Genomic DNA, 12,947 nt, shown 5'->3' on the forward strand with positions numbered 1-12,947 from the left:
ATTTAGTATACAAATTCTTGTTTTGCCAGTTTATCCTCCGGTTGAATCGCGGCTTCTGCTACAACAGGATGAAACTCATTTTCGCTCTTTGAAATCACGATCGTAGCTACACCGTTACCGATAATATTGGTTAAAGCACGTGCTTCACTCATAAACTTATCTACACCAAGCAAAAAGGCAAGCCCCTCAATCGGAATTTTATGAATAGCGGCCAGTGTAGAGGCCAGCACAATAAAGCCACTTCCTGTAACGCCCGCCGCGCCTTTGGAAGTCACCATTAAGATGCCGATGATGCTCAGCATTTCCCACACTGAAAGTTGAACGCCATATAACTGGGCCAGAAAGATAACGGACATAGAAAGATAGATGGACGTTCCGTCCAGGTTAAATGAATAACCGGTTGGAATAACCAAACCCACAACAGATTTACTACAGCCCATTTTTTCCAGCTTGAGCATGATGGATGGCAATGCAGATTCTGAAGATGAGGTTCCAAGCACCAGTAAAAGCTCTTCCTTAATGTATTTGATAAAATTCCAGATGCTCATCTTATAGTATTTCATAATACTGCCAAGAATCAGGAAAATAAAAAGGCCCATCGTCAGATATACCGTACCCATTAACTTAGCCAAAGGAACTAATGTATGCAAGCCAAATTTTCCGATGGTGTAAGCCATTCCGCCAAATGCGCCAAGTGGTGCCAGGTACATCACGTACTTCAAGCCTTTAAAAACAATTTTAGAAGCATAACTTAAACCCCTTACTGCTTTTTCACGGTATCTGGAATAGTTTAAAATGATGCCAGCTATAATGGCAACCACTAAAACCTGAATGGTAAGGTTACTCATGAAAAAATTGATCCAGTCAAAGCCCCCGGCCGGTGCTGAAGTATACCTGGAAGCATTCTGGATTTGCAGATGAGATTTATCAATATTTCCAGGCTTAATTAAGACGGCCATCAGGATACCGATCGCCAGGGAAATGGTTGATACCACTTCAAAATAAATCAGTGATTTAAGCCCGATCCTACCTACCTTTTTTAAATCGCCCATACCACTGATGCCCAGCACAATGGTTAAAAAGATAATGGGTGCAATAAAAAGCTTGATGATGTCGATAAAAGTTTTACCTATAATTTCCATCCTGACGGCTGTTGCGGGGGCATAACTACCCAGTATGGCACCGGCAATAATGGCGATGAGCACCCAAAAGGTAAGGTTGGAGAAAATTCGCATCCAAATGCTTCCGGCAAGTCTGGTTTGCTGAGCTGCGGGTTGAGGATTTTTGTTCACTAACATATTACGCTGTTTTATTAATCTATATTGATATGGTACATCAGAACGAACATCATTTTCCGCTCAGAAACCTTGAGTTCACTTCCCTGAAGGGTATAAATTGGCCGGCTTTGGGCATTGAATACAAATTTTGAGGCGTGATCCCGGAGTAAAAGATTCAAACCGAGGTCATAGGTAAACATGGGATCGGCTAACCGCTCAAACCGGGAATACTGAATACCGATAGCAGGCATTAACCTGGCTTTCTTTTTCTGCTGATTGAAATAAGGAAGGGAAAAACCAGTCTGAAAAATAAAACTGTTTCCCGTTCCTACTACCGGATAGGCGTTGCCGGCACCGTTAAAGGAAGCTGTACTGGCATCAAGCCCGTTGGCGATAGTATTGATCCCTAAATTACGAACGTAACCAGGACCATAATCATGGTGAAAAACGGCAGCATAAACATTGAACGAAGTACCTTTTTCTACGTTTACCGGCGTATCATAAAATACATCTGCACTATACAGCTTCATATCATTCAGTACCGTATTCGCTCCGGCCAGGTGCCACATTAAATCTTTTTGAACTTCTGCCCCGATTCCTACGGCAAGCACCTTTTTCTTCCCCAGATAACTCCCCACAGCAGTTGCACCTGCATTACTTTCCGACTCAAAAAATTGCCATTTCACATAAGCAGATAGATTGGGTTTAACGCTTAAATTATTAAAACCGGAAATATGCTGGATAGGTTTTGTCGGGGCTGATATATAAGGCTTTGCCAGAATGATGCGGTAATCCAGTTTACCTAACTGACCTTTTGCAAAAATATTCAGGTTTCGCAAGGTTAAATCCGTTCGGTTTACATTGCCCAAATCCAGAAACGGAACATCGTAAAGCAGGGTCGATGTAGGGCCTGAAGCAAAACGGGTAAGCCCTTTCCAATTGGAACGGCCGGCACCAATGCTCAGTTTATTGCTAAATTTATATTCCCCGAAAGCATCGAGCAGATCAAAAGCACTTTCGCTATCATCCAGATAAGTGAGGTTGGTGGTACCACCCTGAAAAATTAAAGTTAGATGATCAATCAGGTTAACCGTCATTTTCATCCTTAACCTTCTTAAAGACAAGTCTGCAGTACTTTTGCGGAGACTCTCATTTACTTTACTTCCCGGATTTAGCGCCGTGTACCTCGCCCATAATTGTGCATAGCCGGAAAATTTTACAAAATGGGTCTTATCATCATTCAAATAAGCCACAAGTGGTTTATTTGGCTTTTTTTCTTGAGCAGATGCAGGATGGAAAAAAGCATTGCATAGGCCAAGAATAACCATAAAGGGCAAAATATGGATTAGCACAATTTTTTTATTGAAGAAAATAGATTGATCAGCCATCATTGATTGTTGCCTATTCATTGAAATAGTAAATCCTATGTTTATATTTGGTTAATTCAGCCATGAAAAAGACATAACTGAAAATTAAAGATGGGTATAAGTAGTGCTGAAAAACATTTATATCAATAAACGACGTAAATTATAAACGAACTACAGAAACAAAACCAAATACCATGATCCTTTTGATCAATCTTGTTTTCCTGATGCTGATTCTTCGTCTTTCGTTTGATAAAAAAGTGATGGATTTCTTATTAAATGGCAAATGGCCCGGCGTCATTACCGTGCAGCATTTGCTCTTCTGGATGGCATTTATTGGGATCAGCAGTTACATTTACGTAAGTTTCTTTAATCTTGCCGAGGCGGCATTAGCCATGTTGTTCATGCTGTCCATTAACATTCCGGTATACCTCCTGTGCTTTAAAAAACTCGTTCCTGAATTTTATCAAAAGGCCAGATATGGTGAATATGTTCGTTATACTGCGGCATTATTTGTCATCTCCAGCCTGATGAGAATATTGGTTGAACCTGAGCTTTTCAGGGCATTTAAGTCTGCTGACAGTAAATACCTGTTTATGGTCTATCTCATGCAGGCCGTCATTATTCTGGTTCCATCTGTACAGGGTATTTCCAAATACAAACTCATTGCTGAGCGCGAATTATCGGCATTAAGCCTGCGAAAGAAAGAGGCCGATATGGAACTGGTGAAATCTAAAATCAACCCGCATTTCCTTTTCAATACCCTCAATAATATCTATTCTCATAGTTACGCTACAGATGGAAGTTCAGCCGATTTGATTAAACAACTTAGCCTTCTGATGCAGTATACTACCTACGAAATGGAAAAGAAAACCATTCCTATTGAACGCGAACTGCAAATGATTGCCGCCTTAAGTAAACTTTATCAACTGAAAAGTAACCGGAAATTAAATCTGGTCATGAATTTTGAATCCAGCGAACTCACTGCTATTGTTGAAATACCCCCTACCATTTACCTGACCCTTTTTGAAAATGCAGTTAAATATTCAGCTATGGGCAGAGATGAAAATGCACAGATTACGGCTTCATTATTGTTTAAAGAAGCTGAAGTTGAGTTTAATCTCTTCAACACCATATCCGAAAAGAAGATAACAGATAATGCCTCAAGCTATCGTGGCGCAGGACTTAAGGTATTGAAAATGATGTTAGACCGTGAGTATGGAGAAAAATATGAAATGAAGACAGACCAAAATGACACCTCTTATTCATCTAAACTGATCATACGCATATGAAACCAATAAAGGCAATTTATGTTGATGATGAGGCTCCGGCGCTGGATTTGATTCGCAAGTATTGTGAAACCATTGATGAAATTGATCTTTTAGCCTGTTTCCAGGATCCCGCGGAAGCGGTTATTTATGAGCAGATGGATGAAGTGGAATTGCTGATTCTGGATATTGAAATGCCCGGAATATCAGGTACGGAAATGGTAGAAATGGTGCCCAGTGGCAAACTGTGCATTTTTATTACTGCTGATCCCACCCATGCTGCTCAGGCTTACGAACTGGATGTAATTGATTATCTGGTAAAACCCGTATTTCCGGAACGTTTTGTAAAAGCTGTGCAAAAGGCTGCAGACTACCTGAAATTTACCGGAATAGAGCAGGAAAATGATTTCCTGGTGTTTAAATCTGATTATATGGTGAATAAATTGCCTTTAAAAGATATTTTATGGATTGAGGGATTTGGAGAATACCTGAAAATCATCACCAGATTTAAACAATACATGGTTTTACAGCGCCTGTCAGATTTTATCGATAAAAATGAAAAACTGGGATTCGTCAGAATTCATAAATCGTATATCGTACACGTTAAACAGGTGAAGTCGCATAATTCTCAATTTGTTTTTTTGGCAGATGACAAACAGTTGCCAATCGGGCGAAAATTTAAAGATTGCCTGAAATAAGCTATCATAAGGAAAACCTTCCGCCTAGGTTCACTTGAATCTTTAATAAATTTTCTATACTTCTTAAAAGATACCTCCGATAAGGAGGTTTAGAAATAGCTACCTGATTTTATCATGGTGTCCGCAATCGATCCCGTGAACGATTGCACAAATATACTCAACACAAAAAGACAATTATATACTCATTAGATGTAATTTAACAAATACATACCGATTGACATATTCCGATACACTGAGAAAGCACGCCTGATTTCAATACAATTTATCTAACCAAATTTAAATTCAACATGAGAAACAAGTATTTATTAACCTGCCTGATGGCTGTGGCCATGGCATTTTCTTTGCCCGCGTGCAAAAAAAGTAATCAATCTGAAAGCAGCGAGATCACGAACAAAAACGTTACTTCACCAATGGCTGTTACCGAAGCGGTTTGCCCATCAAAAGGCTGGGCGTCACAAAACGGTGGAACAACCGGTGGCGGCGAAGTAACGGCCACTGTAGTAACCACCTATGCGGCATTGAAGTCAGCCATTCAGAATACCAGCGTCAAGGTGATCCAGGTTAACGGAACCATCACCATTCCATCCGGCGGACGGATTTCCTTTCAGGACCAGAATGGAAAAACAATTTTCGGTTCATCGGGTGCTAAATTAGTTTCGGCTGACCAGACAAAGGATAATTCAGGGATTATGTATGTTAAAAGATGCAATAACATCATCATCAGAAATATCATTTTTGAGGGCCCTGGTGCTTATGATGTTGACGGACAAGACAATGTAACCGTTGATGCCTGCAATAACATCTGGGTTGATCACTGCGAGTTCAGGGATGGCGTGGATGGCAATTTTGACATCAAAAATATTTCAGATTATATCACGGTATCTTATTGCAAATTTTCTTATCTCAAACCACCAAAATCAGGCGGTTCGGGCGGATCAGATGATCACCGCTTCTCAAATCTGATCGGATCAAGTGATGGTGCCACTGCAGACAGAGGCCGCTTTCGGATCACATTTGTACGTTGCTGGTGGGCACAGGGCGCTGTAGCCAGGATGCCTCGTGTAAGATTTGGCAAAGTGCATATTGTAAATAATTTATTTAACAGTACGGTAAGTAAAAGCTGTATTCAGGCGGGATTTGAAGCCAATATTTTAGTGGAAGCAAACGCTTTTGAGAACGTGAAAAACCCAATTGATCTGATGGACAATGCCTCAACAGCGGTTCAGGCAAAAAACAACCTTTTTACAGCTGTCACCGGAAATACTTCAGGTAATGGTGTAAATGCATTTACGCCACCTTACAGCCTGACTATACTAAATGCCTCCAGCGTAAAATCTAACGTAACGGCATCAAACGGCGCAGGGGCAACACTTACAGGCAATGTGTGTTCATCGCTGTAAAAAAATAATTAGGGCGAGGCTGCTATTGGAAGCCATTCGGTGAATGTAAAGTCATCCGATGAATACCGGGTTTACCGCTATTTATTGGATGATTTTTTAGCTTCATGCTAATGAATAATCTTAAAAACCAGTTCTTTTAATAATTCTCCGTCACTTACGTTTCCCGAACTGTCTAAACCCTTACTTTTTAAATCGTAAGCCCGCAAAAGACCAATCACCTGAAAAACTTTTCCGGTATTATAATTTCTGGCAGCCACTTCATAATCCTTTACAAAAAATGGCGGAACTCCCAGTGCTGATGCAGCCTCAGCTTTATTGGGGATGTAATGGTACTTGAGCAGTTTCGTAAAATAACCACCCAGGTTGGCCAACACCATCACCGTTGGATTGGCTTTTGGATTACTGGCGAAATAGCTGATGATCTTATTGCATTTCAGCACATCACGTATGGCAAGTGCTTTTTGCAATTCGAAAACGTTGTATTCTTTGCTGATGCCTATATTTTTCTGAACCAGATCAGTATTGATGGTCACCTCTTTAGCAACATTCAGCATCAGCTTTTCAATCTCATTGGCAATCTTGGAGAGATCTGTACCCAAATATTCTGCCATTAAAACTGACGCCTGCTGGTCTATCTTGTAGCCTTTATCTTTAATAAATTCCTCAATCCAGGGTACCAGTTTATAGTCACGAACAAGATCTGACTGAAAAATTAAACCCGATTTATGTATAGCCTTGTAAATCTTTTTCCGCTTATCAAAATTAGCATATTTAAATGCCAGTACGAGGATAGTACTGGGCAGTGGTTTTTCAAAATAGTTGAGTACAAATTCTGCCTCCTTGCTGTTTGCATCTTCTTTACCCCATTTTAAGTCCTGTGCTTCCTTTACAATCACCACCTGAAAGTCTGACATCATCGGGTAACGCTTTGCCGCACCTAAAACAGTAGCCATATCGGTATCTTTCCCATACAAAACCGTCTGGTTAAATCCTTTTTCAGCATCATTTAAAAGCTTGTCTTCAATATAATCCGTAATCTGATCAATATAATAGGATTCCTCACCATGCAATAAATACACAGGTTTAAATTTTCGGGCTTTTAAATCCTTGATAATTTCGGCAGCAGTCATGAGCCGTAAAATTACAACTTAGGATTTAGGAAACAGATAAATGTTTATAAATTAAAGATATGAGATTTGAGACATTATACCATAGCCCAAAATTAACTAACTTTGAAGCTGCAATAATTGAATTGTTTTATTGTTGCATTGTTAAGAAACATACAACTGTTAACTGCAGACCAAAAATTGCCAACCGAAAATGTTCACGCCTACCCCGCTTAACCTCCCGTCTTATCCTTTTAAAATCACCAGGAAAGATGATGTGGTGTATATTTTTGATGAGCTGAGAAAGAAACACCTGGTATTAACCCCGGAAGAATGGGTTCGCCAGCATTTTATACAACAGCTGATCGCGGAGAAAAAATTTCCGAAGACACTAATCCAGATTGAAGGTGGTTTGGTGTTAAATCAATTGCAAAAACGGAGTGATATTTTAGTGTATAACACGGCCGGTGAAAAACTGATGCTGATTGAATGCAAAGCCCCGAAAGTAAAAATTACGCAAGCAGTTTTTGAACAAGCATCGCGTTATAATTCTATTCATCAGGCAAAATGGATAGTTCTGACAAATGGTTTACAGCATGTTCATGCTAAAATGGATCTGAAGAAGGGCAGCTTTGCCTTCACGCCAGAGATGCCGGATTACCAGGATTTGTAAGATAATTTAAAGCTTTCCTTTAGCATGATTGTCATGGCGGGGCGGAATGACAGCCTGCCCCGACTATTAGGGAAGCAACCTCCTTTTTGTAGATGCTTCGAAGGAGATTGCTTCAGCAGATGAAGAATCAGCTTCTCCATGACGGATTTTTTATTGAGATTACGCTAATCAAATTCAGGAAGACGATTTAACAAAAAAAACATTAAACAGCATATTCCTTTTTCCAAATTTGTTTGTTTCCGGAATAAATAGCCTCATTACACATGGCAACACAAATAGATGCCTGCGTACCAGTTTTTACATTAGATGCCGGCAGTTTACCGGTAATAACCGACTCATAAAATTCTTCCAAAGCATAATTGGTACCATCTATCGTTGGCTGATCTAAAATCGGGATTCCGCCATCAGTATTCACCACAATTTTTGATGCGCCGGTAACCCCGTCTACAATGCCCAATTCTTTTTTTGTTTCCGGTTCCGGATAAAAAATACCCGTATTGGTGAGTAAAGAAACCGAACCCTTGGTACCTTTGATTTTAAAAAGATAACCATCATGTGCATTCCCGCAGGTTGCCCCGAAATTTCCGATCATGCCGGCTTGCTGATAACGAAGCGTTGCCTGGATATTATCATAAGTTTCCCGCCCGTCTTTAAAAACATCAATTCCACCGGTTCCGGTAATTTCATCAGGCTGGGTTTCGAAAGCCCAGTTGATAAAATCAATCTGGTGTGAAAGCAGTTCAGCCGCCAGCCCGCCTGAGTATTCCTTATACATACGCCAGTTAATCTGTCTCTCCAGTTTAGGATCATTTACTTTTCTCCGCCAGTTCCCGTTTCTGTCCCAACGGCAATCGACCTGTGATACCTTACCCAGATAACCGCTCCGGATCATATCCTTTACCCTGAAATACAAGGGCGAATACCGGTATTGATAACCTACCTGATAAACCTGTTTAGGATATTTTAACACCAGGTTCCGCAATTCCAATGCCTGGGCAATGTTGTAGGTCATGGTTTTTTCAACATATACATGCTTTCCGGCCAGTACCGCATCTTTGGCAATTTTGAAATGCTCACTCAATGGCGTGGCAATAAAAACGGCTTCAATCTTTTGATTATCCAGAATCTGTCTGTAATCCTTAACAGCCTTTGCAGAGGAAGGCACATATTTTTTTGTTTCTTCCAAACGAAAATCAAGTACATCACAATAAGCTGCAATGTTAAATTTTAAAGGCATCGATTTAATAACAGACAGTACACCTTTGCCCCGGTCGCCACAACCAATCATGGCCACATTAATAATTTTATCGCGGTTCAGTGTCAGGCCGGCCAATACTTTTTCCGATCCCAGCACACCTGATCCCAGCAATACCGACTTTTTTAAGAATGACCTGCGATGCATTACAACGTTTTGATTTTAATGGTCCTGAAATCCACTTTATTTCCATGATCCTGAAGCAGGATATGCCCTTTAGGTGCCTCCCCGAAATTTTCCCAGTCCTTATATTTACTGATGGCAACCAATTTCCTAAATTCTTCCGAGCCACGCACATATTCTAAAACCTTTACGCCATTTAAATAATGTTCTACCTTTTTATCCGGATAAACCACTAACCTGGCATTGTTCCAGCTGCCAATCGGACGTAAATACCGGGCTTCTTTTTTAGCAGTAATCAAATCATATAAAGATGCTAAAGTTCTGTTTCCATCTCTTCCTAATTTTGCGTCAGGATGGAGTTCATCATCCAAAACCTGATATTCCAGACCAATAGCAGAGCCTTTACTTTTTTCATTTAAAGTCACAAAATACTTCAGGCCACTATTTGCACCAGGTGTAAGCCTGAATTCAAAAGACAGATCAAATGCCGCATATTCTGCTTTGGTGACGATATCACCACCATTGGTAGACTCTGCCCCACCTGATGGCTCCACACTGATAATGCCGTTTTCGATTTTCCATCCCTTTTCAGGAAAAGTAGTTTGATGTGCACCCACCCAGCCATTACTGCTTTTTCCGTCAAAAAGTAACTGATACCCTTCTGATCTTTCATAGGCCGATAAACTGTTGGGATTTAAATTAACGGTATAAATTCCTTTTGGAAAAGCTTTCGGTTTTAAGTTCTCCGTTTGAATGTTAATATTTTTGAAATAAACCTTTTTTCCATCATTTTCCAGGTTATTGCCAATACTGTGCACCTGGAGACCAATAAAACCCGACTGATCCAATGTATCAATTACATAAGCAACCGGTTTGCCGTTAACCCAGGTTTTCGTTTCATTACCCATGCATTCGATCCGGTAATGGTTAAATTCATTCTTTTTATACAGCGATCTGGCTGCCGGGTTCAGCTCCAGTGGATAAAGCCAGAGTCTTCTGGCCTCATCATAAATACCGCCGGTCCATGCACGTGCTGTAGGGTCTATTTCCACCTGCCTGCCATAAACCAATCCTTTGCCCCTGTTTCCTTCTGGTTTGATGTGGCTTCTGGTCTGGATGCCCGAATTGGTATTATCGCCTTCCAGCTTGACATCAAGTTCCAGAATAAAGTCACCAAATTCCTTTTCGGTGATCAGGAAAGAATTGGGGGTATCTTTGGTCATGGTGCCTACAATCATCCCGTTCTCTGCCTTATAAGGCGCTGCACCGGCAACGGCCTTCCAGCCGGTTAAAGTTTTTCCATCAAACAAGGGTTTCGTTTTTTGCGCAGCGGCTGATAGACTGATAAAGGAAAGGGCTAAAATGCTGTATTTTTTAAGTGTTAACATGGTTGATTCAGGGGTTTTATCTTAGTGTCATTGCGAAGAATAATAATGAAGTGATCTTTCTTGCTGAAGAGATGACTTTGTTATTCGCCACGATTATATTTTAATATTTAAATACTTTTCCGTTTGCCATTACCTCTTGTCTGCCTTCATCAAAAACTGATTTTGCCCCGGTTCTAACCGCCGCGTTGGTCATGATGTTGGCAATGGAGTGTGAATAACCGGCTTCTACAGGCGCATTTGGTGTTTTACGGCTTCGTACGCACTCCATCCAATTCCGCATATGTCCTGATGTTAAGCTATCGCCACCCATATTGGCACCGGTTGCGGCTTTAATTTCAGTTTTAGACAAGTCGAATTCAGGTAAAAGATTGGCTTTCATTCCCATTGCTGCGGCTTCCTGTTTCCTTAGCCCACCCTTTGGTGATACTTTATTGGTCATGAGGTTTAACTCGCCTCCATTTGAATAGTAGACTTCACCCACATCGCCCACGCTATTTTGCATTCGTGAAGTAAACGTAACCTGAAAACCATCCTCTGAATCGGGTTGGCCATAATCAAACACCGCCACCATTGAATCCCAGTTTCTGCGGCCGTCTTTCCAGGTGTAAATGCCACCATTTGCCACTACGCTGCGTGGATGTTTTAAATTGGTAAACCAGTGCACGGTATCAATCTGGTGCGACATCCATTGCCCCGGCATTCCGGATGAATAAGGCCAGAATAACCGATACTCCAGGTATTTTCTTGGGTCAAAAGCTTCAGTAGGACGATTCAATAAAAAGCGTTTCCAGTCGGTATCTTCCTGTTTAAGCCTCGATACCAGATCAGGCCTTCTCCACCTACCGGGCTGATTCACATTCCACACCAAATCCACCGCAGTGATAGGCCCGAATTTTCCATCCTGGATATACTTGGCTGCATTGGCATAATTTTCTCCGCTCCTGCGCTGAGAGCCCATCTGAACGATCCTGTCTGTTGCCTTTACCGCTTTAAGTGCAGCTTTCGCGTCATCCATGGTTTCAGCAAAGGGCTTTTCAACATAGGCATCGCAATTGGCTTTCACTGCCTCTATGGTATGCAAGGCATGTTGAAAATCGGCTGTACTGATGATCACCGCATCCAAATCCTTCATCGCATAAAGCTCATCATTATTGCGGCAAGCCTTAATATCATGCCCGAATTTTTCTTTTAAATGCGCAATTCCTAAATCCCTGCGGTAATTCCAGAGATCGGAAAGCCCGACCATATCGAAGTTTAATTCTTGGTGATGATTTAGGAAACAAGGCAGTAAAGTATCTTTAAAACGGTCAGAGAAACCAACCACCCCCACACGAACACGGTCATTGGAACCAATAATTCGTCCGTAACTTTTAGCGCTCATCCCCATCGTGCCGGCATAGGTAGCCGCAGCAAAAATGGCCGATTGCCTGATAAATTTTCTTCTGGAGTTTTCCATACAATGTTAAATATTTAGCAAGTGTGTGTGATTAATGGGTATAAACGTCTTCAATTTGTTTGGTTAAATACTGAAAGCAAAATGCCATTTGCGCTGCAGAATAATTACTCCCTGCTTCAACGAATATGGGGCCTTTGTAATTTGCGGTTTTTAAGGCCCGCAAATAAGGCCTGAAATCATCGCCCTTGATGCCGGGTAAGGTACGCTCGGCCACTTCTGCTATTTCACAATGAACCAGTAAGTCTTTGGCGTCAACAATGCTTTGCGGTGATTCACCTTCCCGCTTCATATGGAAAATATCTGCATTGAGTCTAAAATTTGGATGATTAACCCGTCTGACTACTTCCGCAGCAGATTTTACGCTGGTCAGAAAATTTGTTTCTTTGCTTTGCAAGTTTTCAAGCGCGATTTTAATGTTATATTTTTTAGCGGTTGCTGCAATTTTTTTTCCTAATAAAACAAATTCTTTCTTTGCTTTATCAATATCATAATCATCGGGCAGCCTGCGTGCGGCACCACTCCCTAAAACAATTACGCTCACTTTTGCCTGCTGTGCCCTGAAAAATAAACTATCTACATAGCCCAATACCGCCTGCTCCTGAACATCCGGACCAGCTATTTTCATTTTTCCTGGAAACATGACATTACACATATAGAGCTTACATTTGGCTTTTTTGATGAGTTCGAGATTTTGCTTAAATTTTTCTTCTGATAAGGACGGAGAGATCATTCTGCCCACCGATTCACCAAACAATTTAAATCCGGAGGCCGATGTTACACTATCCTTTTCTATGGGGGCCACAAGACCTAGTGGAAGGAATGTTTGGTTAGCCGATTGAAAACTGAATATAACAGGCGCAAGAAAAAACAACAGGATTAAGTTTTTCAATCTCATTTTTGTTAAATTGATCATTCTGCTAACAAAATAATATAAAATTG

Annotated in this window: 11 protein-coding genes; 4 read left to right on the top strand and 7 right to left on the bottom strand. The window is 40.9% G+C overall.

The features are described from left to right. Positions 1-2 precede the first annotated feature (2 nt). Together OQX64_RS10325 and OQX64_RS10330 are read right to left on the bottom strand one after the other, a co-directional pair. Entirely contained in the window at positions 3-1,298 is a 1,296-nt protein-coding gene (locus OQX64_RS10325; RefSeq protein ID WP_322974866.1) for a cation:dicarboxylate symporter family transporter, read from the bottom strand. A 14-nt stretch (positions 1,299-1,312) separates the two neighbouring features. Next, positions 1,313-2,686: a hypothetical protein gene (locus OQX64_RS10330; protein WP_265818715.1), complete on the bottom strand. Its 1,374-nt coding sequence runs from the start codon at positions 2,684-2,686 to the stop codon at positions 1,313-1,315. A gap of 152 nt (positions 2,687-2,838) precedes the next feature. Here OQX64_RS10330 and OQX64_RS10335 point away from each other — a divergent pair, with 152 nt between their 5' ends. From OQX64_RS10335 to OQX64_RS10345, 3 genes are all read left to right on the top strand, one after another. After that, positions 2,839-3,933: a sensor histidine kinase gene (locus tag OQX64_RS10335; RefSeq protein ID WP_265818716.1), complete on the top strand. Its 1,095-nt coding sequence runs from the start codon at positions 2,839-2,841 to the stop codon at positions 3,931-3,933. Next, positions 3,930-4,607 (top strand): LytR/AlgR family response regulator transcription factor, encoded by a 678-nt coding sequence (locus tag OQX64_RS10340; RefSeq protein WP_265818717.1) that lies wholly within the window; start codon positions 3,930-3,932, stop codon positions 4,605-4,607. Before OQX64_RS10335 ends, OQX64_RS10340 begins: the two co-directional genes overlap by 4 nt. Before the next feature lie 287 nt (positions 4,608-4,894). After that, positions 4,895-6,007, top strand: coding sequence for a pectate lyase family protein (locus tag OQX64_RS10345; protein ID WP_265818718.1), 1,113 nt, complete (start codon positions 4,895-4,897; stop codon positions 6,005-6,007). Positions 6,008-6,114: 107 nt separating this feature from the next. Here the strand turns inward: OQX64_RS10345 and holA are convergent, their stop codons facing one another. Continuing rightward, positions 6,115-7,137 carry a DNA polymerase III subunit delta gene (gene holA / locus OQX64_RS10350; RefSeq protein ID WP_265818719.1) on the bottom strand — a complete coding sequence of 341 codons (1,023 nt, stop codon included), beginning with the start codon at positions 7,135-7,137 and terminating at the stop codon, positions 6,115-6,117. Positions 7,138-7,327: 190 nt separating this feature from the next. Here holA and OQX64_RS10355 point away from each other — a divergent pair, with 190 nt between their 5' ends. After that, entirely contained in the window at positions 7,328-7,786 is a 459-nt protein-coding gene (locus tag OQX64_RS10355) for a type I restriction enzyme HsdR N-terminal domain-containing protein (RefSeq protein ID WP_265818720.1), read from the top strand. Positions 7,787-7,988: 202 nt separating this feature from the next. Here OQX64_RS10355 and OQX64_RS10360 read toward each other — a convergent pair whose 3' ends face one another. From OQX64_RS10360 to OQX64_RS10375, 4 genes are all read right to left on the bottom strand, one after another. Continuing rightward, positions 7,989-9,188: a Gfo/Idh/MocA family protein gene (locus tag OQX64_RS10360; protein WP_265818721.1), complete on the bottom strand. Its 1,200-nt coding sequence runs from the start codon at positions 9,186-9,188 to the stop codon at positions 7,989-7,991. Further along, positions 9,188-10,552 (bottom strand): 3-keto-disaccharide hydrolase, encoded by a 1,365-nt coding sequence (locus OQX64_RS10365; protein WP_265818722.1) that lies wholly within the window; start codon positions 10,550-10,552, stop codon positions 9,188-9,190. The genes OQX64_RS10360 and OQX64_RS10365 overlap by 1 nt, the downstream gene beginning before the upstream one ends. 100 nt (positions 10,553-10,652) lie before the next feature. Beyond that, positions 10,653-12,008, bottom strand: coding sequence for a Gfo/Idh/MocA family protein (locus OQX64_RS10370; protein ID WP_265818723.1), 1,356 nt, complete (start codon positions 12,006-12,008; stop codon positions 10,653-10,655). A gap of 31 nt (positions 12,009-12,039) precedes the next feature. Then, positions 12,040-12,903, bottom strand: a complete 864-nt coding sequence (locus OQX64_RS10375; protein ID WP_265818724.1) for a sugar phosphate isomerase/epimerase family protein — start codon at positions 12,901-12,903, stop codon at positions 12,040-12,042. Positions 12,904-12,947: the final 44 nt, after the last annotated feature.

Source organism: Pedobacter sp. GR22-10, assembly GCF_026239715.1.
GTDB lineage: Bacteria > Bacteroidota > Bacteroidia > Sphingobacteriales > Sphingobacteriaceae > Pedobacter.